This window comes from Stenotrophomonas maltophilia R551-3, from assembly GCF_000020665.1.
Taxonomy (GTDB): Bacteria; Pseudomonadota; Gammaproteobacteria; order Xanthomonadales; family Xanthomonadaceae; genus Stenotrophomonas; species Stenotrophomonas maltophilia_L.
The window spans coordinates 2665552-2690419 of the sequence record NC_011071.1 but is presented as its reverse complement, the minus strand read 5'-3'; the positions used below and the strand labels follow the sequence as shown (position 1 = coordinate 2690419).

The window sequence follows — 24868 nt, the reverse complement described above, 5'->3', positions numbered from 1 at the left end:
GCATGGCGGACTACTCTGTTGCGCCAGTTCCATTTGACCTCAACCGGAGTTGAGGTCGCAGACTGCCTCGCAATCCCCGACATCGAAGCGGAGGCGTGGACCGTCTAGCGCAGGTAGTACTCCACCGGCACCACCAGTTCCTGCGGTGCCTTCAGTTCATCGGGAATGGGCGGCAGCGGCTGCGCGCGACGGAAGGTCTGCAGCGCAGCGTCATCGAGCATCGGCTGGCCACTGGACTGCTCCAGCCGCAGCGCCAGCAGGCGACCTTCGCGGTCGATGCTGGCCCTGACCCAGGCAGTGCCCTGCTGCCGGCGCGAGCGTGCGGCGGCGGGGTAGTAGCGGTATCGCTCCAGCCGCGCCATCAGGCGGGCTTCCCACTGGTCGCTGGCGGCGCCGGCCTGGAAGTCCGCCGGTGGCGCGTCTGGAGCGGGCGGCGCGGCCGTGATCGATGCCGGTGCGGGACTTGCATCGGTCGCGGCCGCAGGCGGGGCGACCGGCAGCGGTTGCCGGCCACGGCCGCCGATCTCGCTGGCAGCCAGTTCACCCTCGCGTGCAGCGGTGGGCGTGGGCGGCGGAGGCGATTTCGTGGCTTGCGATGCGCGTGCCTGTTGTGCCTGGCTGGGGGTATCGGCCTGGCGTTCCTCAACCGGCTGCGGCGGCGTGGCCGGTGCCAGCAGGCGCAGGCTGATGCGCACGTCCTGTTCCGGTGGCGGCAGCATGGGTGGCGTCGCGACCCAATGCACCAGCAGCAGCAAGGGCAACAGATGCAGGCCGATGGTGATCGCGATCGCCTGCCAGTGTTGGCCGCGCTCACTCATCGTCCAGCACCCACAGCAGATCGGCATCAGCAGCACCGACGGTTTCACCCGGCGAAGCCAATGCGATCACCAGCACAGGCGTATCCGGTGACAGGTAGCCCGGCACCCCGGTGCCGCGCAGCACATGCCAGCGACCGGCTACCAGCAACGCGGGTGCGGGTGCTGCGGTCAGCACCTGTGCCATGCGCGTGTCGCGGGCCTGTTGCACGGCCAGCATCCCTTCCAGCATCGGTGCCGCGTCTGCGTGCTGGGCCAGTACCACATCCGACAGGCGTTGGCGGGCGGCGGCCACCGGGAACCGCACTGCATCAGCGGACGCCAGGCGGGCGTTGACCTCGACGCGCGCGAGATTGCCGCCGAACAAGGGGATGCCGGCAGCGGTGGCGTCCTGTACCAGCCCGCCGTAGGCGGTCCACGGCCATCGTGAATCCCAGCCCAGCAACTCCTGCAGGCGCGCACCGTCGGCAGGGTTGCCCTTGGCCAGCCAGCGCTGCACCCGCTGCAGGCGCGGCTGGCGTTCGCTGGCAATCATCTCCAGCACCAGCGCGCCTTGTGGACGCTGCTGCTGCAGCGCGTGCAGCAGCCAGCGCTGGGCAGCGTGGTCACCGGCCAGGTCGTGGCGTTCGCCCAGCAGCAGTCGCGGGGCGTTCGCTGCGCGCTTCACGAACGCAGCTTCGTCCAGGGTATGGCCGCTGGCGAGGTCCAGCACCGTGCCGGGCATAGGCTGCGCGCTGGCCATCGACGCGAGCGCGAGCAGGCACAGCGGCAGCCAGTGGCGGCTAGAACGCCACATTGACGCCCATCGAGACGGTGCGGCCACGGCCGTTGCCGCGGTCCAGGATCGGACTGAAGATGCTGTCGATCGAGGCATTGTTGTCATAGGCCTTGTTCTGCAGGTTTTCGATGTTCAGCCACAGGGTTGTATTGGCCTGCGGCTTGAAGCTGGCGTAGAAGTCCAGCAGCACGCCGGTGCCGCCGGTCTTGCGGGTCTGGAAGAAGTCGTAGCCTTCCTCGGTCGGGCCGGAGTACTCGGCGCGCAGGCCGGCCTGCACACGCTGCTGCCACCAGCGGCCGCCCACGTCCAGCGTCCAGTAGCGGTCGGGCAGGGCAGTGATGTCTTCCAGGTTGACGAACTCGATGGCCGGCGCGCTGGTGCGCGAGCGGGTCCAGCTCAGCGTGGCGTGGTAGTGCTCGCTGGCGTAATGGGCTTCCAGTTCGATGCCGCGCATGCGCACCACGCCGGGGTGGTTCATCCAGCGCGTGGTGGCGCTGAAGTCGTCGGCGTCCAGCACATCGGTCCAGGCATTGAGCTGCGGATCGCTGTCGATCGGCACCACGAACGGTTCCACTTCCGGCGGATGCACGATCAGCAGGTACTGCGGCTTGATGTAGTCGCGGATGCGGTTGTCGAAGCGGGTGACCCGCAGTTGTGCCAGGTCACCGTCGACCAGCAGCGAGTTGGTGCTGAGGTTGGCGCCGAACTGCAGGTTGCGCGAGCGCTCGCGGCGCAGGAACGGATTGGCGCCGATGCCGTCGGCGACGCTGGCGTCCTCCAGCGGGATCTTCTCGAAGAACATTTCCTGCACGCGCGGCGGCCGCGACGTGCGCGAGACCTCGGCGAACAGCTGCAGCCAGTCGGTGGCCTGCAGTGAAACCGCCAGGCTCGGGCTGAGTGCGCGCTCTGTGCGACGCACGTCGATGTCGCCGCCATTGATCTCCGCGCACTGGCCGGGCACATCCGAGCACGCCGGGATGTGACCACGGATGCCGAAGCGGTCCTGGCGCAGTCCTGCGGTCAGGGCATAGATGTCGTACTGCAGCTCCAGCGTGCTGAACACACTGTCCAGCTGGCTGCGACCCTGCGGGTTGGCACCGCGCAGGATGGGCGTATCGGCCACATAGATGTCCGATTGGTGCTTGATGCCGGTGTTCCAGCGCGCCTGTAGTGCACCGATGTCGAAGCGGCTGGTGTTGTCCACGGTCCAGCTGCTCAGGCTGCTGTGGGTGCGGCGGCCGATGTAGCTGGAGTCCTCCACCGGCGGGTAGAACAGCCGGGTCTTGTTGCTGGCGAAGGTCGCACGCAGGTCGATCCACGGCGAATAGGGCGTGTAGTGGTAACTGGCGCGCTGGTTGCGCGCGGAAATCTGCCACGGGTAGTTGTGGTAGAAGTCGTTTTCGTAACGCATGTGGCTCAGGTCCAGCCGATGCTGGTCACTCGGCTGCAGGCGCGCTTTCAACAGCCAGCTGCTGGGCTGCTGGCTGCCCGGGTCGGCACTGTTCTTCTGCCCGCGTGCGGTGGCGTATTCGCTGCTGCGGCTGCTGCTGGCGGCGGCCAGCAGGCCGAACTGGCGGTCCCCACCCTCTTCGCTGTGGCGCCAGGCACCGGCGAAGGTACGGCCACTGCCGTAGCCGTTGTTGCCGTGGCGGTAGCCCGCACGCAGGCCCCAGTCGCGCCCCTCACCGAGCAGATCGTCGATATCCAGCGTGCGGAAATTGGCACTGCCGGCCAGCGTACCGGCGCCATCTCCGCCGGCGACCGCGCCGCGCTGCACGTCCACACCGGCCAGCAGGAAGGGATCGACATAGGCGAACGGACCGCCCGAGCCATGCCCGGCATTGTTGCGGAAGGTCTGGGTGACACCGTCGATCATGGTGTTGACCCGGCCGGCACCGGTCATGCCGCGGATGTTGACCTGCAGGCCAGGTTGGCTGCGCGAATGGAAGCTGTGGGTGCCGGGCATCGAACGCAGCAGGCTGTTGCCTTCCTGGCGTTCGGCCATCGCCACGCGCTCGCTGCCGACCGTGGGCGCGAAGCCATCACGGGTGGCCGGTACGTACTGGCTGGCGCCGGTGCCCGGTGCATGGCCGTGCGCGGTATCGCCCTGCACCCGCAGCGGCCCGGTGCGACGGCTGCCATCACCCGGTTCGGCGGGCGCCGGTTCCAGGGTGGCGCGGCGTGCATCAATGAAGCGCGGGCGCAGGCCGCTGCCTGCAAGCAGACGGGACAACGCCTGGGCGTCGTCGAAATCACCACGCAGGGCAGGGGCAGCGTGGCCGGCGGGCAGCGCCGCGCCGATCACCAGATCGACGCCGCTCAGGCGGCTGTAGGCATCCAGCGCGGCCGCCAGCGGCTGTGCGGGCAGATCGTAGTGGCGGCTGGCAGCCTGCGCCTGGGCGCTGGCAGGCAGCAGTGGAATCGCGCTGGCACAGGCCAGCGACAGGGCGAGGACAAGGGGGCGGTGGCACAGCATCGGGGGCTCCAGGAGGTGACGCAGAGCGTCGTCATCCTGGGTAGACGCAGTGGCAGGGCCGATGTCAGGGTGCATCGTGCTGTTCCCCGCGTGGCGGCAACCACAGCTGCATGCCCGCGCCGAGACGCAGCACGCGCACATGCAGCTGCGTGGCCAGCTGGTCGCGGTTGCTGGCCGCACCGTCGGCACTGCCGAGCAGGGTGACCGGCTGCTGGCGCAGGCGCTCGCCGACGACCCACGTGTGCCCGCCATGCCAACGGTCCAGGCCCCTGGTGACTTCAGCCAGGGGGGCCGACACCCAGTGCAGGCGCCGTTCGCGCCAGGCCAGGACACTGCTGTCTGCCTCTGTCGCGATCGCCGGCGTGTTTCCATTGAAGCGAAGCTGCTGGCCCTCGCTGGCCTGCACGCTGCTGGCGCCGCTTTCCACGCGGACGCTGTGTTCGGTGACCGTGACCACGCTGCTGTCGCCCTGCACGGCCAGATCAAATGCGGTTCCCAGTGCGGTGACGGTGCCCTGTGGGGTGTGTACCTGGAATGGCCGGTCGGCATCGGCGGCGACCTTGAACCAGGCTTGCCCTCGCTGCAGCTGCAGCTGGCGGCGCTGTGCGTCGACGCGCACATGCACTTCGCTGCCCGGCGACAACAGCATATGCGAGCCATCCCGAAGGGTCTCCTCGCGGATCTCGCCAGCGGCCGTACGCAGGACCTGCGCTACGGGCGGCGACACATGGCGGCTGTAGAGACCCAGCGCGCACAGCAACAGAACCGCAATGCCGGCTTCGCGCAGGCGACGGCGTTGCCTGCGCTGCTGTTGCCTCTGCAGGCTGGGCAGCGTCGCACCGGCCTGCCACAGGTGTTGCAGATGCTGGTACTGCGTAGCATGGCGGGGGTCGGCCTGGTACCACTGGTCGAACGCGTTCTCGTCGCGGCCACCGTCGTGCCCATCCAGCCACCAGCGTGCGGCTTCGCGCGCGATCGCGTCCTGGCTCATGCGCCCGGTACCTGCTGCAGGGCGACCAGTGCACGCAGCAGATGGCCATGCGCGGTCTGCCGGCTGATGCCGAGCTGGCGGCCGATCTCGGCCAGTGCCATCTGCTCCACCCGGGCCAGCAGGAACACCTGGCGTGATCGCGGCGGCAGCGCGGCGATGATTGCATCGAGATGGCGCAGCTGTTCGGCGTCGAGCAGGCGTTGCTCCGGCAGCGGTGCAGGATCGGCGATGGCGTGCAGCTGCGCGTCATCCAACGCCTCTTCGCGACGGCGCTGGCGTTGCCGGTAGTGGTCGGCGATCAGGTTGTGGGCAACGCGGTACAGATAGGCGCGGCCATTGTTCAGCAGGCCGCTGGCGGCGACCTTGACGACACGCAGCCAGGTTTCCTGGACGACGTCATCGGCGTCGCTGTGTTGCGGGAGTTTGCGGCGGACATGGGCGTGCAGCGGCCGGTAATGGGCCGCGCACAGATGCGCGACATCCGTCGGTTCGACAGGCGTGGACACGGGGCGGGCGACAACTGGGAAAGGGAACAGCCCGCGGCGGCAAGGGCAGCGGCTGCACCTTACAGCAAAAGAGAATCATTTGCATCAGCGAGTGCGGGCGGTGAACGACGCACGGCCGCCCGTGGGGTTACCGTGGTGGGTAATCGCAGTGGATCTGCAACGATTCGGTCGGGTTGTGATGCAGCACGAATCCGCAGTGCTGCAGGCTGCGCTTCACCCGCGTGACCGGCTCGGCATACTGGGCGACGCGGCGGTGCTGCCAGCGCGGCGGGGTGAACACGCCCAGGGGCAGCAGCCGCAGCCGCTTGCCGTGCAGTACCAGTGAGACATCGACATGGCGGCCATCGATGTCGTGGCCGTTGGCGCCGAAGATGGCGTCGACTTCATCGTGGCGCCGCGGGTAGCAGGTGCGGAAGAGGGCAATGCCGAGCCGTCGCACCGCGCGGCGGAAGCCGCCGAGGTGGCTGTGGCAGGGTTCGAAGCCGCGGGTGAGCAGCAGGCGCAGTTCGGCAGGTAGCAGCGCTTGGGCATCGAGCAGGCGCTGCAGCACGTGCGCTTCAATCTGGATGCGGGTGGAGGGCCAGCGCGGGGCGATGAGCAGCCCGTGGTGGCTGCCGCGTTGCAGGGTCAACATCGCGGAAGAGTGGCATGACGGGATGCTATCGGGTAGTGCCGGCCGCTGGCCGGCAGATTCGAATGCCGGCCAGCGGCCGGCACTACCGTGACGATCGTCAGATGTCGCAGTACTGGATCTGCGAAGCCAGCACGCGCAGGCCATCGGCATTGCTGGACAGGATGCGTTCTTCGCCGACACCTTTCTGCCGCTGCAACTGGAAGCCCTGATCGGCAGGCAGCTGCGCGGCGATGTTGTCCATGCGCCGCAGGGCATCGGGACCGCTGCAGTCGAAGTGGCCCCAATAGACGCCATCGCGGTGGATCTGCAATCGGTAGTTCATCGCGGCATCTCCGGTAGGTCCTGCAGCCAATGGTCGAACATCGCGGTGGCGGCAGCGGCCAGTGGTGCGCCGTAGCGGCGTGCCTGCGCGCGCAGATCATTCGGATCGATGCCGGCCTGGGCCAGCTCCAGGGTGTGGCCGATCAGCCAGCGCTCGAACTGGCGCGCGTCCAGTTCCGGATGGCATTGCAGGGCCAGCGCGTGGTTGCCGATGGCGAAGGCCTGGTGGCGGCAGGCCGGCGTGCTGGCCAAGCGGCGTGCACCCGCTGGTAGTTCGAACGTCTCGCCATGCCAATGCAGTACCGGAATGCCCTGCAGTGCCTGCAGTGGTGAGCGCTGGCCTTCATCGGTCAGCAGCAGTGGTGCAAAACCAATCTCCTTGCCACCGCTGGGAGCGACGCTGGCACCGAGCGCGCGGGCCATCAACTGTGCGCCGAGGCAGATGCCCAGGGTCGGCCGCTGCTGCTGCAGGCGACGCTGCAGCAAGGTGATGCTCTCGGCCAGGAACGGATAGGTATCCGCATCGTTGACACTGATCGGCCCACCAAGCACTACCAGCAGCTCGGCAGAGTCGACCGGATCGAGCGCATCGATACCGGCCTGCAGCACCTGCAGCTGCCAGCCTTGTGCCAACAGCAGAGGCTGCAGGGTGCCGAGGTCTTCGAAGGCGACGTGTTGCAGAACGACTGCGTGCTTCATGCCAGGGCTCCGCTGTTCGGCCAGTAGAGGCTGTCCGGGGTGGCGCGGGCGCCGAAGATGGCTTGGCCGACACGAACCACGGTGGCTCCTTCCTCGATGGCGACTTCGAAATCGCCGGACATGCCCATCGACAGCTGCGACAGGTCGAGACCAGGCGGGGCGGTGCGTTGCAGCTTGTCGCGCAGTTCGCGCAGGCGCACGAAGCAGGCGCGCACGCGCTCGACGTCGGGGGTGAACATGGCCAGGGTCATCAGGCCGCGCACGCGCAGGCGATCGAAGGCCGGCAGCTGCTGCACGAAGGCCTCGACCGCGTCGGGTTCCAGTCCGTACTTGCTTGGCTCGGCCGAGGTGTTGACCTGCACGAACACATCCAGCGTGCGGTCTTCCAGCTGCAGGCGCTGCTGCAGGGCCTCGGCCACGCGCAGGCTGTCCAGCGCCTGGAACTCGCTGGCAAAGCGCGCCACGTAGCGCGCCTTGTTGGTCTGCAGATGGCCGATCACCGACCAGTGCACGCCCAGGTCGGCCATCGTTTCGGCCTTGCGCTGTGCTTCCTGCACCTTGTTCTCGCCCAGTTCCTGGCAGCCGGCGGCCACCGCCATGCGGATACGGGCGTCATCGACGGTCTTGCTGACCGGCAGCAGGCGCACGCTGGCCGGGTCCCGGCCGACGCGGGCGCAGGCATCGGCGATGCGTTGGCGCACCGTGACCAGGTTGGCGGCGATCTGTTCAATGGACTGGGCGACGGGCCAGTCGGCAGCGGCAAGGGGCATGCGGGCACCTCCAATGCAGGATGGCCAGGGTGGGATACACTGGCACAGGACAAGATATATTTTGGCATAGGACAAAATGAAAATCACCGGGCATAGCGCCGAGTCGATCTTCGACAGCATCCGAGATGGCATCGGCAAGGGCCGCCTGCCGGCTGGTAGTGTGCTGCCGCCGGTGCGTGAGCTGGCCGAGCAGCTGGGGGTGAACCGCAACACCGTGGCTGCTGCTTACAAGCGCCTGGACGCGGCGGGCCTGGCCAGTACCGCTGGCCGTCGCGGCACGGTGGTACGTGGGCTGCCGCCGACGCTGGCGCGGGAGGGCAGTACGCCGGGGCTGGCGCTGCAGGACCTGGCCGGTGGCAATCCGGATCCGCGCCTGCTGCCGAACCTGCGCCTGGCGCCGGCGGCGCCGCGTTTGTACGGCGTGGGCACGGTCGACCCGAGATTGCAGGCGCTGGCACGGGCCTCGCTGGATGCGGACTGCCCCGAGGGCTATGCGCTGGAGCTGACCCATGGCGCGGTCGATGGCATCGAACGCCTGCTGGCGGCGTGGCTGTTGCCGGGTGATCGCATCGCGGTGGAGGATCCGTGTTTCCTCGGCAGCCTCAACGTGCTCAACGCCGTGGGTCACGCGCCGTTGCCGGTGGCGGTGGATGCGCATGGCATGCAGGTCGATTCGCTGCGTGCGGCATTGGAGGCCGGCGCACGGGCGGTGCTGCTGACGCCGCGCGCGCACAACCCGACCGGGGCCAGCCTGGATGCGAAACGGGCACGGGCGTTGCGGCAGTTGCTGGCGGCCTACCCGCAGGTGGCGGTGCTGATCGATGATCACTATGCGCTGCTCTCGCAGCAGGCCTATCACTCGGTACTGCCGCTGGATGGCCGGCGCTGGGCGCTGCTGCGTTCGTTGTCCAAGCCGCTGGGTCCGGACCTGCGGCTGGCCTGGCTGGCCTGCGATGAGGAGACCGCATCGCGGTTGCGGCTGCGATTGGCGTCCGGCACCGGCTGGGTCAGCCACCTGCTGCAGGATGCAGCGACTTCGGTGTTGGCGTCGGCAACGCAGCGGGCGAAGATCGCCTCGGCAGGTGAGCGCTACCAGCAGCGGTTGCAGTCGCTGCAGGAACTGCTGCGTGCGCGTGGCGTACCGACACCGCAGCCGATGGAAGGATTGAACCTGTGGCTGCCGTTGCCAACCGACAGCCATCCGCAGGTGCTGGCACTGGCTTCGCGCGGATGGCATGTGCGCGCAGGCGAAGTGTTCGCGGTGGCAGCGCCGGGACATGGCCTGCGCATTACGTGTGCGGCGCTGGGATCGGCGCAGCTGCGGCAGCTGGCCGATGATCTGGCGGCGGTGTGCGGTCTGTAGAGTCGAGCTTGCTCGACTTTGCTTCGCCTTTGTAGAGCCGAGCCATGCTCGGCTGCTGTTGTGTAGAAGCAGTCGAGCATGGCTCGACGCTACAGAAGCAGATCAGGGTGCGGCGTTGGCGCCGGGGCGCACGTAGTAGGACTGGCCGCTGTCATCGACGAACATCAGCTCCGGCTTGCCCTGCCAGGAGGTGAGCATGGCGCCGGTGTTGTTCTGGTGCTTGACCATCAGGCTGGCGCCACGGTCCGGATTGGCGACGACCTTGAATACTTCGGTGGTGCCGGTGGCATCGTCCAGGGTGAGCAGGGCTTCGCCGCCGCGGTCGCTGGTGCCGTAGCCGCCGCGTTCGGAGCCGTCGGGGCCGAGCAGGATCAGGCCGGACAGGGCGGTGGCGCGCGGCCCCTGGGTACGGCCCTGGCTGAGCGGATCGGGAACCGGTGCGCCGAGGATTACCCGCGGCTGGCCGCTTGCATCGTGGATGATCAGCCCGCGTGCCTCGATGATGCGCTGTGGCGATTGGCTGCGATGCAGGTTCCAGGCGGTCCAGCCGGAAACAAGCAGGGCGAGGGTCGAGACCACCAGGGTGGTCAGCAGCAGCGCACGGGACATCGGGTCGTCCTTCCTTGGATGTGCCGACGATAGCGGATGCGGACCGGCAATGGCCAGTTCGTTGTGTGACGTTGTGTATCGTCAGTGGAAATCGCGGCTGTGGCTGCGCAGTCCCTGCAGCAGTTCATCCAGGCAGTGCATGTGCTGCACGATGACGTGTTGCACGCCATCAACGCGTTCCAGGCGGCCATCGATCTGCATCAGCTGGGTATCGACCAGCACCCGGTGCTGGCGATCGGCCAGGTGCCGCCAGACCACGGCATTGACCATGCCGGTCTCGTCTTCAAGGGTGAGGAAGGTGACGCCACTGGCGGTCTGCGGGCGCTGGCGCATGCGCACCAGGCCGGCGATACGCACGCGCCGGCCATGGCCGTGGCCAGCCAGCTGTGCGGCATCCAGGCAGCCGCGGCTGCGTAGCTGTGCGCGCAGGAACGAGATCGGATGGCGGCCAAGCGTGGTGCCGGTGCTGCGGTAATCGGCCTGCATGTCTTCCCAGGCGCTGGGCAGGGGCAGCGGCACGCGGGCTTCGGCGGTGGCGCGGGCCTGGTCGAACAGCGGCAGCCGGTTTTCCACACCGGAGATATCCCAGCGTGCACGATGGCGATGGCCGCTGAGCCCACGCAGCGCACCGGCATCGGCCAGCAGGCCCTGCTGGCGGCGGTCCAGTGCGGTGCGCTGGCACAGGTCGCCCACATCGTCGAACGGGCGCCGCGCACGTTCGCGCATGATGGCCCGCACGGCGGGCTCGTTGCAGCCATCGACCAGGCGCAGGCCGAGCCGGATCGCGGCCGGCCCCTTGCTGAAATCCAGGGTGCAGTCCCAGTCGCTGTGGCGCACGTCCACCGGCAGCACGCGGATACCATGCCGGCGCGCGTCCTGCAGCAGCTGGTCGGGGCTGTAGAAACCCAGTGGCTGGCTGTTGATCAGGCTGGCGGTGAACGCGGCCGGATAATGGCACTTCAGCCAGCAGCTGGCATAGGTCAGCAGGGCGAAACTGGCGGCGTGGCTTTCCGGGAAACCGTAATCGCCGAATCCCTTGATCTGCTCGAACAGGTGCTCGCCGTATTCGCGGCTGAAGTTGTTCTTCAGCATACCGGCCAGCAGCTTCTCGCGATGCGGTTCAAGCCCGCCACGGCGTTTCCATGCGGCCATCGAGCGGCGCAGGGCATCGGCCTCGCCCGGGGTATAGCCGGCCGCATCCACCGCCAGCTGCATCACCTGTTCCTGGAACAGCGGCACGCCGAGGGTGCGCGCGAACACGCGCTTCAGCTGCGGCGGGTAGAGCGGGTTGTCCGGGTCGTTCAACGCGTCCGGTCCCTGTTCGCGCAGGAGCCGCCGCCGCTCAAGGTAAGGATGGACCATGTCACCCTGGATCGGGCCGGGGCGCACGATCGCCACCTCGATCACCAGGTCATAGAACTCGCGTGGCTGCAGGCGTGGCAGCATCGCCATCTGCGCGCGCGACTCGATCTGGAACACGCCGATGGTGTCGGCGGCGCAGATCATGTCGTAGGTGGGCTTGTCGTCATCCTCGATCGCATCCATGCGCCCGCTGTGCAGGCCATGCTGCTGCAGCATCGCCAGGCATTTGCGGATGGCGGTGAGCATGCCCAGCGCCAGGCAGTCGACCTTCATCAGGCCAGTGGCATCCAGATCGTCCTTGTCCCACTGGATGACGGTGCGGTCGGCCATCGCCGCGTTCTCCACCGGCACCAGGGTCGACAGCGGATGCTCGGAAATCACGAAGCCGCCCGGGTGCTGCGACAGGTGGCGCGGGAAGTCGATCAGCTCGGCGGTCAGCGCCAGCAACCGCCGCATCAGCGGTGTTTCCGGATCGAAGCCGCGCTCGCGCAGGGTCTCCGGCAGCGGCACATGGCCGCCCCAGTGGTCCATCGCCGCGCCCAGTTCGTTGACCTGGTCCATCGGCAGGCCAAGCGCACGGGCCACGTCGCGGATCGCGCTGCGGCCACGGTAGCTGATGGCCACCGCAGTCAACGCAGCGCGTTCGCGGCCATAGCGCTTGAACACGTACTGCAGTACTTCCTCGCGGCGCTCGTGCTCGAAGTCGATGTCGATATCCGGTGGTTCATCGCGCTCAGCGGAGATGAAGCGCTCGAACAGCAGGTTGCTGCGCGCCGGGTCGATCTCGGTCACGCCCAGCACGAAGCACACCGCAGAGTTGGCCGCCGAGCCGCGGCCCTGGCAGAGGATGTCCTGGCTGCGCGCGAAGCGCACGATGTCCTGCACAGTGAGGAAGTAGGAGGCGTAGTTTTTTTCCCGGATCAATGCCAGTTCGTGCTCGATCTGTTTGCGTTGTGCCGGTTCGATGCCGCCTTTCCAGCGCCACGGGATGCCGCGCTCGACCAGTACGCGCAGCCAGCTGTCCGGGTCGTGGCCCTCGGGCACCAGCTCGCGCGGATAGGTGTACTGCAGCTGCTCCAGGGTGAAGTGGCAGCGCTCGGCGATGCGCAGGGTCTCGGCCAGCAGTTCGGACGGATACAGCTGGGCCAGTGCGGTACGCGGGCGCAGGTGGCGCTCGCCGTTGGGAAACAGGCGCCAGCCGGCCTCGGCCACGCTGCAGCGGTGGCGGATGGCGGTCAGTGTGTCCTGCAGGGCGCGGCGGCGGCGCACGTGCATGTGCACATCACCACTGGCCACCAGCGGCAGGCGGTGGCGTTCGCCGAAGGCCTGCAGCTGTTGCAGGCGGCGTGCGTCGTCGTGTTCGTGGTGCAGTTCCACCGCCAACCACAGCCGATCATCGAAGCCGGCGCGCAACAGTTCCAGATCGATGGCGGCCGGTTGCCGGTCCAGCCACAGGCACAGCAGGCCGTCGGGCAGGCCGAGCAGGTCCTCGCGCAGGCAGCGGTATTCGCCCTTGGCCGCGCGCCGCCGGCAGGTGGTGATCAACTGGCACAAGCCGGCGTAGGCGGCCTGGTCGGTGCACAGCAGGGCCAGCTTCGGCCCGTCCTCGACCTGGAATTCGGCGCCGACGATCAGCGCCACGCCATGCGTCTTCGCCGCCTGCCAGGCGCGCACGATGCCGGCCAGCGAGCATTCGTCGGTGATCGCCAACGCGCGGTAGCCCTGGCCAGCGGCGCGCGCGAACAGTTCTTCGGCGATCGAGGCGCCACGCTGGAAACTGAAGGCCGACAGGCAGTGCAGTTCGGCGTAGCCGGGCAGTTCGTTGTACATGACGGCTCAGCCGAACCAGCCGTGCAGCATCCACGGCGCATGCGGATCATTGCGGTCACGGAAAGCCCAGCCGCGCTGGCCATGCGCGGTTTCCACCACGTAGTAATCGCGGCGCGCATCGGCCTGGTCCCACCAGCCCGATTCGATCCGCTCCGGCCCGGTGACGATGCGCAGGCGCGGATCACGCAGCGGTTGTGGGGTATCCAGCAGCCAACCGGGGCGCAGTGGCCAGTATGCCGGTGGCTTGGCCGCAGGCTGGGTGCCGCTGGCGCGCTCGGGGCGGTGGTCGGCCTGCACCGCCAGCGGCTGCACGGCGTCATCGCCGAGCCGAGCGCGCAGGCGCTCGCGCAGCTGGTTCCAAGGCATCGCCTGCGCCGGCCGGGTATCGAACAGGTCACGCGCTGCGGGCACGAACGGTGGCAGTTGCTCGGCCTGCAGGCGCAGTGCGCGGCTGCCGGCCGGCAGGGCGAAGGCTTCCATGCGGTTGCGTGCGATCTCGAACAGCAGCGCGGGATCGCGCTCGGGTGCCAGCAGGCCGATGGTCAGCACGCTGGCCGGCAGCAGGTCATGCTCGAAATGCAGGTCGAAGCGCTGCACGCCGCCATCGCGCGAACACAGGAACGCAGCCAGGTCCAGCAGCAGGCGACGCAGCGGGAACAGCAGGGCCTGGCTGGATTCGATCTCGTATTCGAATTCGATGCGCGCATCGAAACGATCCGGTGGCTGGTAGTAGCGCAGTGGCGCGGTGGGCAGGCCGCGCAGCGCATCCAGTTGCTGCAGCACCTCGGGTGAGAAGCGCCGGGCCAGGCTGTCGCGCGGCAGTTCGAGCACCGCACCCAGCGTGCGCAGACCGGAACGACCGAGCACGGTCACCGCTTCGCTGGGCAGGCCACAGCGCGGCAATGGCAACTGCGCCAGTGCCGCTGGCAGCTGCTGCGCATCGATGCCGAGGCCGTCGTGGACGTTGGCCAGCACGCGCGCGGCATGCGCGGTGGGCGCGGCCACCAGGCGGTGGCGGAAACCGAGTTCATGCAGTTCGTTGCGTAGGCGCTTTTCGATCGTCAGCCAGTCACCGAACAGGGCGCGACTGGCGCCGATCTCCATGACCAGCGCGTGCGGAAAATCGAGGCTGACCTGCGAGCTGTAGGCGTAGGCCCAACTGGCCAGCAGCTGCCGGGTGTGCTGTTCGGCGTTCGGGTCGTAGTCGTGCAGGTGCATGTCCTGCACCAGCACCTGCGCAGCCGACAGCAGCATGCCCGGGCGCAGCCCCGCTGCGCGTGCCGATGGGCTGACCGCACGCAGTACGCGACGCTGTGCCGGCCCCTGCAGCAGCACCAGTGGCCGCTGCGGGTCCGGCTGCAGGCGCAGCACGCTGTCCAGTGCCAGCTGCGGCAACAACAGGCAGGCCCAATGCATGACGCGGCCTCAGTGGGCGATGGCCAGTGGCAACGGCTGCGCCGGTGGCAGGCCGCCACGGCACTTCAGCACCCGTACCTGGCCGTGGTCGAGCTGCAGGCGCAGGCTGGCCGGGGAGGGGTTGCGCGCTGCCTGCGCCTCGCGGAACACGAAGCCCAGGCACTGGCCGCTGTCGGCAGCCACCTGCAGCCGGCGCAGTGAGCGGTCGTCGGCCTGGTGTGGCCAACACAGCACCGCCGCGCAGGCCGCAGAGCGCAGGCACTGTTCGGCGGCCCACAGCGCCTGTTTCGGTGCGGCGTGGATGATCTGCAGCTGGGCCAGGTCCAGCCCGGCAGCCGCCCAGGCCGGGGCATGCGGGCGGTAGGGCGGGGCGACCAGCACGATCGGGCGGTCGCGCTGGCTCAGCTTCGCCAGCGCCGGCCAGACCAGCGCCAGCTCGCCGACGCCGGGCGCGGCCTGCAGCACCTCGCACAGCCCGCTGGCCGGCCAGCCACCGCCGGGCAGGCGTGCGTCCAGTGCCGGGTGACCGCTGGCCAGGTGGTCGCTGGCCGGCCCCTGGCGAGCCGGGCCGCGCCACAGCTGACGCCCGTCCAGCAGCCGGTCGAGGGCGACGACAGCACCCATCAGCCGGTCCTCCAAGGGAGGCGCCGAGCGGGCTGGAAGCGGCAGGAACGGGCGGAAACGGCGGGCATGGCGCGAGTATCGACGGGCCGGTATCAGGGGCTGAGACCGGACATGCTACTCGCCTTGTGAGTAGAATTACTAATTAAATCGGAAGGTCGGGTTTCAGGTTGCTGAAGGGCTAAAGCATCCACGCATGGCGTGGATCTACCAGGGTTCTCTCCAGTAGATCCACGCCATGCGTGGATGGGAAAACGGTGCCGACCAGGGGCGGCACCTACAGGCACGGGCACTCCCGGTTACGGGCGCACCGGCAGCGCCACCGGGCGCAGCGGCGCGGCATCGCCGCCGCGGATCTTCAGCGGGCCACCGATGAAGGCGAACTCATAGACCTTGTCGCGGGCCAGTTCGTCCAGCGCCACCAGCTCGATGATCGGCGCGCCCTGCTGGGCCAGCAGGTAGGTGTGCAGCGGCACGTAGTCGTCGGACACCTCCGAGGGGAAGGTCTCGAAGCTGAGGTTGTCGGCGCCGACAATCATCGCGCCGCTGTCCTCGACCAGGAAGCGCGCGGCGTCCAGGCCCATGCCCGGCGGGTTGGCCATGTAGGCCTTGGGCTGCTCGAACAGGCGCATGCGGCCGGTGCGGATCAGCACGATGTCACCCTGCTGCAGCTTCACCTGCTGGCGTGCCAGCGCATCCTTCAGGTCCTGGCGGGTGACGCGGTAGCTGTCCGGCAGCATGTCCACGCCCTTGGCGCCGGCCACGTCGATCAGCACGCCACGCGCGATCAGCGGCGGGAATTTCTCGATGCCGGTGACGTTCCAGCCACGGTCACCGAGGTGCTTGTCGGCCTCGAAGCCGTTCCAGATCTTTCCGTGGATGCCGAAGTGGTTCAGCGCATCGATGTGGGTGCCGGTGTGGCTGTACATCGAGAATGCGGTGCCGGTGTAGCTGCGGGTGAGGTTCATGGTCTCGCCCACGCCCATCGGATCATCCATCACCGTGCCGCGCGGGGTGTGGGTCATCCAGAACTGGTAGTGCGGGTCGCCGGCATCCTGCCAGCTGGGCATGCCGACGTAGTATTCGGTGGCCAGGTCATAGGCCTTGCCGCCACTGACCCGCGACAGGATCGCTGCGCGCGAGGCGTCGGTGATCAGGTTGAGGCGGCCGATCTCGTCCTTCGGCCCCCAGGGGCTGGTGCCGACCTGCTGGCCGGAGGGAACGCGTTCGTGCGCGGATACGGTGGTGGAAGCGGCGGTGCCGGCCAGCAGCAGGGCCAGCGCGGTGGCCAGGGTACGTGGGGTCATGGGGAGTCTCCTTGCAGGGTGGGGGATGGTGCGGCTCAGGCCGCGACCAGGTGCGCCAGGGCTTGGCGCAGTTGCGGCAGCGGCAGGGTCTGCAGGCGCAGGCCGTTGCCACCGATCACGGTGGGAATGGAGCGGATGCCGAGGGCCGCGGCTTCGGCACGGTCGGCCTGCACACGCCGGGCTGCTGCGTCGCTGCGCATGTGGTCAGCGAAGGCGCCACGCAGGTGGCCCAGTGCTTCGGCGATATCCAGCAGTACTTCGGCGTCGCCGATGTTGCGGTGCTGGTGCAGGTGCGCCCACTGCACGGCATCGAACATCGCGCCATGGGCGTCGTTGCCACCGAGCATGCCGGCGGCTTGGCAGGCCAGTGCGCCGAGCCAGCCGGACGGATACTCGAAGTCCTGTGCACGCATGCCTTCGATATCGATGCGCGCAGTGTCTTCATGCGCGGCGCAGTCGGTCCAGTGGCGCAGGATGATCGCCTTGGCGCGCTCCATCGAGCCGAACACCTCGACCATCTGCGCGCGCGAGTCCTGCAGCACGAAGCTGCGGTGACGCACCTGGATGCCGAGTTCGGCGGAGACCTGCTGCAGGCGCGGGGCCAGCACAAAGCACCAGCCGCAGACCACGTCGTGGAAGAAATCGACCACCGGCGCGGCGGTGGCGGGGGAAGGAACGGAAGACATCTGCCTGCCATCGGTGAGAGGGGAGGCGGCAGATTAGGCAGCGCGGCGCGTCTGAAACAGCACGCCGCGGGCAGCTCAGTTTTCGCTGGCGGTTACGAATCCAGGCCGGCGCAGCCGGGCAGCTCGGCGTGCAGGAAATCGATGAAGGCACGCACCTTGGGCTGCAGGTGGCGCGAGGTGGGGTAGACCGCATGCACGAAGCGTGGCGGATAGCGGTGGTCGGGCAGCACCTGCTGCAGTTCGCCACGGGCCAGCGCCGGTGCCGCCAGGAACGAGGGCAGGGCGCCGATGCCCATGCCGGCCACCAGCAGGTCGCGCAGCAGCAGGCTGTTGTTGACGGTGACGCGCGCGGGCAGGGTGATCGTTACCTGCCCATCAGGGCCGAGCAGCGGCCAACTGCCGGGCGAGTCGGACAGGCTGTAGGCCAGCACGCTGTGCGCCTGCAGCTCGTCCACCGCCTGCGGTGCCGGGTGCTGCTGCAGGTAGGACGGGGCCGCGCACAGCACCTGCTGCAGCGAGGCCAAGCGGCGCGCTACCAGCCGCGAGTCGTCCAGCTCGGCACGCAACCGCAGCGACACATCGAAACCTTCGCCCACCGCATCAAGCAGGCGGTCTTCCATCACAAGGTCCAGCGACAGTTGCGGATGCTGCTGCAGGAAGCGTGGCAGCAGCGGCGACAGCGTGCTCAGCGCGAATGATTGCGGTGCATTGACGCGCAGGCGCCCGGCCACGTCGCCGCGCTGTTCGGCGATGCCGCGTTCCAGCGCCTCCAGCTCGTCGAGCAGGCGGCAGCATTCGCGGTAATAGGCGTGGCCGGTCTCGGTCAGGCTCATGCGCCGCGTGGTCCGCTGCAGCAGCACCACGCCCAGGTGCGCTTCCAGCGTGCGCAGCTGCTTGCTGAGCCCGGCCGGCGACATGCCCAGGTCTTCAGCGGCGCGGGCCAGCCCGCCGCGTTCGACGATGCGGCGGAAGGCACGCATCAGGTTGAAGGAATCCATGCCGGTCTCGGGCGCGAAGAGGGCGCCATTGTAGAGTCGCGCCGTGGGTTGATGTGGCAAACGCGGTGCCGACCACGATGGGCATCCAGCAGCGGCGGACCCACGGGTTGCGCCGTTTGTTCAAGCCGGCGCCCCATACGCGGCGCCAGCATGCAGGCCCCTTACTTTCCGGATTGCCCATGAAGCACTGGATGCTCCGCCTGTATGCCCCGTTGTTCCTGCTGGGTTTCGTTGCCGCCGCCGTCGCCTGGGTCGGCCACCTCCACGGCGACCCGCTATGGCTGCTGGCCTTGCTGGCGGTTGCCATCGCGGTCTCGTTCGCTGCCGAACGTGCTTGGCCGTATGACCCCGCGTTCAACCACGATCACGGCGACAGCCTGCGTGACACCCTGCATGCGCTGGTCAACGAGAGCCTGAACCTGCTGTCGATCGCGGCGGTGCCACTGCTGGCAGCCATCATTCCGTGGCAGGCCTGGCCGCTGCAGTGGCCATTCGCGCTGCAGGTGCTACTGGCCGTCATCTGCGCCGATCTCGGCATAACCCTGGTGCACTACGCCAGCCATCGCATCGGCTGGCTGTGGCGGCTGCATGCGGTGCATCACAGCGTGACCCGCATGTATGGTTTCAACGGACTGATGAAGCATCCGCTGCACCAGGCGGCCGAAGCGGTCGGTGGCGTGCTGCCGCTGCTGGTGCTGGGCCTGCCGATGCCGGTGGCGGCGGTGCTGGCCTTCGCCATTGCCATCCAGCTGCTGCTGCAGCATTCCAACGTGGACATGCGCCCCGGCGTGCTGGGCCGGGTGATGGCCTGGGCACCGCTGCATCGCTTCCACCACATGCGTTACGGCACCGCCGGCGACGTCAACTTCGGCCTGTTCCTGACTGTCTGGGATCACCTGCTGGGGACCGCCTTCGATGCGCCCGGCTATCGGCTGCAACAACGCGACCTCGGCATCGGCAGCCAGCCGGACTATCCGCGCGATTATCCCGGACAGCTGCTGGCGCCGTTCCGCGAACTGCCGCATGGCGAGGTACCTGAGCTGCCGGAAGGTCTGCGCAGGCGCGAATGATGGGGCGTGTCAGGCCGCGTGCAGCTGCAGGCCCTGCAGCTGCGCGGCACCGATGCCGAACATGCGGCGCAGGCTGCGTGACAGATGGGCCAGGTCAGCGAATCCGGCCGCGTGCGCGCTGTCGGTCAGGCTGTGCCCGCGCAGATGATGCATCAGTGCGCGGCGCAGCCGTTGCCACAGCACCCAGCCGCGCAGGGTTACCGCCAGATCGGACTGGAAACGCCGATGCAGCTGGCTGGTCGACAGATGCGCCGCCTCGGCGATATCTGCAGCCGGCACCGGGCCGGGCAGGTGCTGGGCGATACGGGACAGCGCCGCCTGCACGCGGCGGTCCAGCGGCTGCGGGCGGCTCAACCGTGGTAACCAGTCGTGCAGCTCCAGCGCGTTGCCCGGCAGCGCGTGCAGGTGCTGCTGGATCTGCCCGGGATCGGCATGCGCGGGCTCGAGGAACACCGTACAGCCCGCTTCCGGCGCCGACAGGATTGCGTGCGGCTGGAATGACGGCAGCCACAGCCGTTGGCCCTGCTGCCGTACGCTAGCGACCTCGACCTGCCAGGGCGCGCCGTCGCTCAGCAACAGTTGATGGGCGTAGTGCGCGTGCGTATCGCTGCCACCGGCGTGGCCCTGCAGCACGGCCACGTGAGCATCCAGCAGCAGCGTGCCATTCCAGGGCAGGGCGGGAGAGGACATGGAGGAATTGTAGATCCACGCCATGCGTGGATGAATCTCCATCGAAATCGATTGATTCGACGATTGATCGAAGAACATCCACGCATGGCGTGGATCTACTGCAGATTGCGGCGAATTGTCCAAGGCGGGGTGGGTCCGGTTGCGGGGGCGTGAGCGCCATGGATGGCGCGATCGAGGCTACATGGACGTACTTGCGCCGTCCCCCGCAACCGGACCCACCCCGCCACCCCACAGGAAGCCCGCTGTTGCTTCTGAGGTTGCCGGCCAGCGGCCGGCACTACCGCGGGTGCCGGGCACAGCCCGGCCGTCACCTCACCGCCCCTGCGGATCCGGCCGGTGATGCACGTACTCGACCACGGTGCCATCAGGATGCACCGCGTTGAATGCCGCCCCGGTGGGCACCACCTGCAACGGGAAGATGATCTCGGCGCCGGCCGCCACCAGCTTGTCGTGATAGGGCCGAACGTCGTCGACCAGCAGCGTCCCCGTGGTCGAAGTGAACGGCGCCAGCGCCGCATCGCACCCTTCGATCAGCAGGAATGCACCGACCATCGCCAGGCGCAGGCCGGCATCGGGAAACGGAAAGCCCGCATCGGCCACCACGCCCTGCAGTTGTTCGTAGAAGGCCACGCTGCGCTCCAGCTCGCCCGGGGCAACGAACACCCGGATCAGCACCCGGGGACTGCGCTGGCTGGAGGTATCACAGCGGTCGCGCCAGAGGTGATCGAAGTCGCGATGTATGTTCATGGGCGGGGTTCAGGGCCGGTGACAACCCATTATCGGCAGCCCCGCGCGGCGCGCTGATGACTGCCGGTGATGGCCTGATAACCGACCGTCGCGGTCACCCTGTGACTTAGGTCCTGTTGACAGGTGTGAACGCCCTCGCACAATCTTCACATGATTGGGTCGCCCTGCGCGGCCCGGACAGGCAGGTTGTCACGCCGGGAGGAGGGTCCCAGGCGCAGACCGGCCCGTCCTTCGGCCTGCGGGACGTTGCCTGGCAACCCCTGCGCGACATGAACGCTGCACCCTTCGGCGGCACTTTCCCTGGACCGATTGCCTTGGCAACGGAATTACGCCTGCCGATGAAAACGTTTACAAAGCCGCTTGCACTGTCCCTGGCCCTGTCCGCCGCACTGGCCGCCCCGGCCTGGGCCGACCCCGCCGCGTTCACCGTGCTGACCCTGGAACAGGCCCCGACCGCCGAAGCGATGCCGGCCCTGGCCGCCCAGCTGAAGACCCTGCAGGTGGACGCGGTGAGCGTGCGCCAGGTGCAGCGTGGCATCGGCCAGGTCGATCCGCTGCAGGTCCTGGCCGATGGGCTGGGCTATGAGTACCGCTTCATTTCCACCGGCAAGGATGACGGCCAGACCCAGCAGGGGCAGGCGGTACTGACCCGGCTGCCGATCGCGGCCGAATCAGGTCCGGACCAGCCGGGCCTGAACTACCTGCGCCTGGATGACGGTCGCCATGCCGTGGCCGTCTACACCGACGCCGGTGCCGGTGCCTCGCAGCTGCCGGCCCTGGTATCGCGTTCGCGACTGGGCGCGCCGGCGGTGCTGCTTGGCGCGGTGGCCGGTGAATCGGCCAAAGCGGCCGGCTTCGACCCGGCACGCGTTGCCCTGGAAGCCGATGCCAGCTACTTCAGCGATGGTTTCCAGGCCGCCAGCAGCGCGCCGTTCAAGGTAGAAGGCAGCAGCCTGCGGGCAACCCTGCTGACCCTGGCCTATGCCGCCGACAAGGGTGGTGAACGGCCATGGATGGACACCACGCTCACCGCCGACGCGCGCGCTGCGCTGCTGCTGAAGGCGATGACCGAAGACGAGAAGTTCCAGATGCTGCACAGCTACTTCGGGCTGGGCAAGGATGGCGGCAAGCTGCCGGAAGGTGCGGTGGGTTCGGCCGGCTTCGTGCCGGAAGTCGCGCGCCTGGGCATTCCGTCGCAGCAGTCGGCCGATGCCGGCGTCGGCGTGACCAATCCGGGTGGCATCCGCCCGGGTGATTTCGCCACGGCCATGCCGTCGGGCCCGTCCACCGCCTCCACCTGGAACCGTGCGGTCGCCTTTGCCGGCGGCGCGACCATGGGCCGCGAAGCGTGGCAGCAGCGCTTCAACATCCTGCTGTCCGGCAGCGTCAACCTGCAGCGTGACCCGCGCAACGGCCGCAATTTCGAATATGCCGGTGAAGACCCGCTGCTGGCCGGCTCGATGGTCGGCGCAGTGATCCAGGGCGTGCAGAGCCAGCACGTGATCTCCTCGATGAAGCACTTCGCGCTGAACGACATGGAGACCCGTCGCAACTTCCACGACGTGCGCATCGGCGAACAAGCCATGCACGAGTCGGACCTGCTGGCCTTCGAGATCGCGCTGGACGCCGGGCGACCGGGCGTGGCGATGTGCTCGTACAACAAGATCAACGGCACCTACGGCTGCGAGAACGGCTACCTGATGAACCAGGTGCTGAAGCAGGAATGGAAGTTCCCCGGTTTCGTGATGTCCGACTGGGGCGGCGTACACAGCGGTTCGAAGGCGGCGCTGGCCGGCCTGGACCAGCAGTCGGCCGGTGAAGTGTTCGACGCGGCCGTGTTCTTCGATGAGCCGCTGCGCCTGGCCGTGCACGGCGGCGTGGTGCCGCAGGTGCGCCTGAACGACATGGTGGCGCGCATCCTGCGCACGATGTTCCTGCACGGCAATTTCGACAACCCGCCGCAGCACCAGAAGGTGGACGCCGAGGCTGGCTTCGCCGTCGCCCAGCGCACGGTGGAAGAAGGCAGCGTGCTGCTGCGCAATGAAGGCAACCTGCTGCCGCTGGCCGACAGCGTGAAGCGCATCGTCATCATCGGCGGCCACGCCGACAAGGGCGTGATCGGTGGCGGTGGTTCGTCGATGGTGGGCGTGACCGCCAAGGGCACCAACGCGGTGCCGGGCGTGCTGCCCACCACCTGGCCGGGCCCGGTGATCTTCCACCCGTCCTCGCCGCTGGAGTCGCTGCGTGCGGCGCGTCCGGATGCGACCATCGAGTATGTGGACGGCACCAATGCCGCCGCTGCGGCCAAGGCCGCCGCGCAGGCCGATGTGGCCATCGTGTTCGCCACCCAGTGGGCCGCCGAATCGGTGGACCTGCCGGACATGCAGCTGCCGGACAAGCAGGACGCACTGATCTCGGCGGTGGCCAAGGCCAACCCGAAGACCGTGCTGGTGCTGGAAACCAACGGCCCGGTGCGCACGCCGTGGCTGGCGCAGGTGCCGGCGATGCTGCAGGCCTGGTACCCGGGCATCCGCGGTGGCGAAGGCATTGCCGCACTGCTGACCGGCCAGGTCAATCCGTCCGGGCGCCTGCCGGTGACCTGGGTAGTGGATGAATCGCAGCTGCCGCGCCCGCACATCGACGGCCTCGGCTTCAAGCCGGCCAAGCCGTTCGGCGATGTGTTCGATTTCGATATCGAAGGCGCCAACGTCGGCTACAAGTGGATGGCGGCAAAGGGCCTGACCCCGACCTTCGCCTTCGGCCATGGCCTGTCGTACACCACGTTCGCCTATGAAAACCTGAAGGTGAGCGTGGAAGGATCGCGCCTGGTCGCCAGCGTCGACATCCGCAACACCGGCAAGCGCGCCGGTGCCGATGTGGCCCAGCTGTACCTGAAGCTGCCGGCCGGCAGCACCACGCCGATCCGCCTGATCGGCTACGACAAGGTGACCCTGCAGCCGGGCGAACAGCGCCGCATCCGCATCGAAGCCGAGCCGAAGACCCTGGCCCACTACGATGCGCAGGCCCGTCAGTGGAAGATCGATGGCGGCACCTACCAGGTGCAGCTGTCGCGCAACGCGGCCGAGCCGCTGCAGAGCGTGGACGTGCAGCTGGTGGAGCAGGTGCTGCGCTGAGGCTTGAAGGCATGGCCCCGCAAGGGGCCATGCAAAAAAAGGGACGGAGGGGATTAAGTCGTTTATGCATAAACGACTTAATCCCCTCCGTCCCCTTTTCAGGTGACAAACCACCCGCGCAGGAAATCAATCAGCTGCCGCACCTTCGGTGAGGGCTGCGTGCTGTGCGGGTAGACCGCGTACACGCTCTGCTGCGGGAACCGGTGCTGGCGCAGCACCGGGCGCAGCCGGTCCTGGGCCAGGTCGTCCTCGATCAGCAAGCGTGGCAGCACGGTGACCCCGGCGCCGGCCACGGCGAAGGCGCGCAGGCTGCTGGCACCATCCACGCGCACCACTGCATTGCCCGGGTTGGTGGCAAACAGGGCGTCGCTGCCATCAGGCGCAATCACCGGCACATCGGCAAGGCGCGGGTAGCCCAGGCGGGGCAGGGTGCCCAGCTGCACGGGGTCGTCGGCAGCATCGGCAGAGGGCAGGCGTGCCAGCAGGGACGGAGCCGCCACCGCGCACAGCGGGTGGCGCTCCAGTTCATTGGCGTGCAGGCCCGAGTCTGGCAGGCGGCCGAGGCGGATCGCCAGGTCGAAACGTTCGGGAATCAGGTCCGCCGGCGCGGGTGACGTCGACAGGTGCAGCTGCAGGGCCGGATGCCGCGCACGGAACGCCTCCAACGCAGGAATCAGGCGCAGCTGTGCGTACTCCGGGGTGGTGGTCAGGCGCAGCACGCCCTGCAGGTGTTGCTGGTCGCGGCGGGCGGCATCGATCGCCGCCTGCGCTGCATCCAGCGCTTGCACGCAGTGCTGCAGGAACTGCTCGCCGGCGCCGGTCAGGGCCAGGTGGCGGGTACTGCGCAGCAGCAGGGTCACGCCCAGCTCCTGTTCCAGCCGCTTCAGGTTGAAGCTGACCACCGCGCGGCTCAGGCCCAGGCGATCGGCGGCGGCGGTCAGGCTGCCGGCCTCGACCACGGCGCGGAAGATATCGAAGCGATCGAGGCTGACCATGATGATCCATTGTCAAAACAGGTTTGACAGTGTTGCAGCTGCCGTCGTGT

At 68.3% G+C, this 24868-nt stretch carries 22 protein-coding genes; 3 read left to right on the top strand and 19 right to left on the bottom strand.

What is annotated here, in order from left to right; all coding sequences use genetic code 11:
• Window positions 1–104: 104 nt before the first annotated feature.
• From SMAL_RS12150 to SMAL_RS12110, 9 genes are all read right to left on the bottom strand, one after another.
• Window positions 105–818 carry an energy transducer TonB family protein gene (locus SMAL_RS12150; RefSeq protein WP_012511404.1) on the bottom strand — a complete coding sequence of 238 codons (714 nt, stop codon included), beginning with the start codon at window positions 816–818 and terminating at the stop codon, window positions 105–107.
• Window positions 811–1611 (bottom strand): ChaN family lipoprotein, encoded by an 801-nt coding sequence (locus SMAL_RS12145; RefSeq protein WP_012511403.1) that lies wholly within the window; start codon window positions 1609–1611, stop codon window positions 811–813. The genes SMAL_RS12150 and SMAL_RS12145 overlap by 8 nt, the downstream gene beginning before the upstream one ends.
• Window positions 1598–4069 (bottom strand): TonB-dependent receptor, encoded by a 2472-nt coding sequence (locus tag SMAL_RS12140; RefSeq protein ID WP_012511402.1) that lies wholly within the window; start codon window positions 4067–4069, stop codon window positions 1598–1600. Before SMAL_RS12140 ends, SMAL_RS12145 begins: the two co-directional genes overlap by 14 nt.
• A 64-nt stretch (window positions 4070–4133) precedes the next feature.
• Window positions 4134–5060, bottom strand: coding sequence for a FecR family protein (locus SMAL_RS12135; RefSeq protein WP_012511401.1), 927 nt, complete (start codon window positions 5058–5060; stop codon window positions 4134–4136).
• Complete coding sequence (locus SMAL_RS12130) at window positions 5057–5566, bottom strand: RNA polymerase sigma factor (RefSeq protein ID WP_012511400.1); 510 nt, start codon at window positions 5564–5566, stop codon at window positions 5057–5059. The genes SMAL_RS12135 and SMAL_RS12130 overlap by 4 nt, the downstream gene beginning before the upstream one ends.
• Window positions 5567–5693: 127 nt before the next feature.
• Window positions 5694–6200, bottom strand: coding sequence for a hypothetical protein (locus tag SMAL_RS12125; RefSeq protein ID WP_012511399.1), 507 nt, complete (start codon window positions 6198–6200; stop codon window positions 5694–5696).
• A gap of 97 nt (window positions 6201–6297) precedes the next feature.
• On the bottom strand, window positions 6298–6522 hold the full coding sequence (locus tag SMAL_RS12120; protein WP_012511398.1) for a hypothetical protein: 225 nt from the start codon (window positions 6520–6522) through the stop codon (window positions 6298–6300).
• Window positions 6519–7220 carry a glutamine amidotransferase gene (locus SMAL_RS12115; RefSeq protein ID WP_012511397.1) on the bottom strand — a complete coding sequence of 234 codons (702 nt, stop codon included), beginning with the start codon at window positions 7218–7220 and terminating at the stop codon, window positions 6519–6521. Before SMAL_RS12115 ends, SMAL_RS12120 begins: the two co-directional genes overlap by 4 nt.
• Entirely contained in the window at window positions 7217–7990 is a 774-nt protein-coding gene (locus SMAL_RS12110) for a YggS family pyridoxal phosphate-dependent enzyme (protein ID WP_012511396.1), read from the bottom strand. The genes SMAL_RS12115 and SMAL_RS12110 overlap by 4 nt, the downstream gene beginning before the upstream one ends.
• Window positions 7991–8066: 76 nt before the next feature.
• Here SMAL_RS12110 and ptsJ point away from each other — a divergent pair, with 76 nt between their 5' ends.
• A complete protein-coding gene (gene ptsJ / locus SMAL_RS12105) occupies window positions 8067–9353 on the top strand; it encodes a MocR-like B6 salvage transcription factor PtsJ (RefSeq protein WP_012511395.1) in 1287 nt (428 codons plus the stop codon).
• 102 nt (window positions 9354–9455) lie between these two features.
• Here ptsJ and SMAL_RS12100 read toward each other — a convergent pair whose 3' ends face one another.
• The 7 genes from SMAL_RS12100 to SMAL_RS12070 all read right to left on the bottom strand — a co-directional run bounded on the left by SMAL_RS12100 (window position 9456) and on the right by SMAL_RS12070 (window position 18182).
• Entirely contained in the window at window positions 9456–9962 is a 507-nt protein-coding gene (locus tag SMAL_RS12100; RefSeq protein WP_012511394.1) for a hypothetical protein, read from the bottom strand.
• Window positions 9963–10043: 81 nt separating this feature from the next.
• The gene (locus SMAL_RS12095; RefSeq protein WP_012511393.1) at window positions 10044–13154 is read right to left on the bottom strand and encodes an error-prone DNA polymerase; all 3111 of its coding nucleotides are present in this window, start codon (window positions 13152–13154) and stop codon (window positions 10044–10046) included.
• Between the two features lie 6 nt (window positions 13155–13160).
• Window positions 13161–14570 carry a Y-family DNA polymerase gene (locus SMAL_RS12090; RefSeq protein WP_012511392.1) on the bottom strand — a complete coding sequence of 470 codons (1410 nt, stop codon included), beginning with the start codon at window positions 14568–14570 and terminating at the stop codon, window positions 13161–13163.
• 9 nt (window positions 14571–14579) lie between these two features.
• Entirely contained in the window at window positions 14580–15194 is a 615-nt protein-coding gene (gene imuA / locus SMAL_RS12085; RefSeq protein ID WP_012511391.1) for a translesion DNA synthesis-associated protein ImuA, read from the bottom strand.
• Between the two features lie 296 nt (window positions 15195–15490).
• Window positions 15491–16498, bottom strand: coding sequence for a cyclase family protein (locus SMAL_RS12080; protein WP_012511390.1), 1008 nt, complete (start codon window positions 16496–16498; stop codon window positions 15491–15493).
• A gap of 35 nt (window positions 16499–16533) precedes the next feature.
• The gene (locus tag SMAL_RS12075; protein WP_012511389.1) at window positions 16534–17184 is read right to left on the bottom strand and encodes a DsbA family oxidoreductase; all 651 of its coding nucleotides are present in this window, start codon (window positions 17182–17184) and stop codon (window positions 16534–16536) included.
• Window positions 17185–17276: 92 nt separating this feature from the next.
• The gene (locus SMAL_RS12070) at window positions 17277–18182 is read right to left on the bottom strand and encodes a LysR family transcriptional regulator (RefSeq protein WP_006373549.1); all 906 of its coding nucleotides are present in this window, start codon (window positions 18180–18182) and stop codon (window positions 17277–17279) included.
• Window positions 18183–18361: 179 nt separating this feature from the next.
• On the opposite strand from SMAL_RS12070, the gene SMAL_RS12065 reads away from it, so the two are divergent.
• Entirely contained in the window at window positions 18362–19252 is an 891-nt protein-coding gene (locus SMAL_RS12065; RefSeq protein WP_012511388.1) for a sterol desaturase family protein, read from the top strand.
• A 9-nt stretch (window positions 19253–19261) separates the two neighbouring features.
• On the opposite strand, the gene SMAL_RS12060 is transcribed toward SMAL_RS12065, so the two are convergent.
• Complete coding sequence (locus SMAL_RS12060) at window positions 19262–19966, bottom strand: AraC family transcriptional regulator (protein ID WP_012511387.1); 705 nt, start codon at window positions 19964–19966, stop codon at window positions 19262–19264.
• A gap of 288 nt (window positions 19967–20254) precedes the next feature.
• Window positions 20255–20689 carry a VOC family protein gene (locus SMAL_RS12055; protein ID WP_012511386.1) on the bottom strand — a complete coding sequence of 145 codons (435 nt, stop codon included), beginning with the start codon at window positions 20687–20689 and terminating at the stop codon, window positions 20255–20257.
• Window positions 20690–21027: 338 nt separating this feature from the next.
• Between SMAL_RS12055 and SMAL_RS12050 the strand changes: the two genes are divergently transcribed.
• Window positions 21028–23823 (top strand): beta-glucosidase family protein, encoded by a 2796-nt coding sequence (locus SMAL_RS12050; RefSeq protein WP_012511385.1) that lies wholly within the window; start codon window positions 21028–21030, stop codon window positions 23821–23823.
• A gap of 98 nt (window positions 23824–23921) precedes the next feature.
• On the opposite strand, the gene SMAL_RS12045 is transcribed toward SMAL_RS12050, so the two are convergent.
• Window positions 23922–24818 carry a LysR family transcriptional regulator gene (locus SMAL_RS12045; protein ID WP_012511384.1) on the bottom strand — a complete coding sequence of 299 codons (897 nt, stop codon included), beginning with the start codon at window positions 24816–24818 and terminating at the stop codon, window positions 23922–23924.
• Window positions 24819–24868 lie beyond the last annotated feature (50 nt).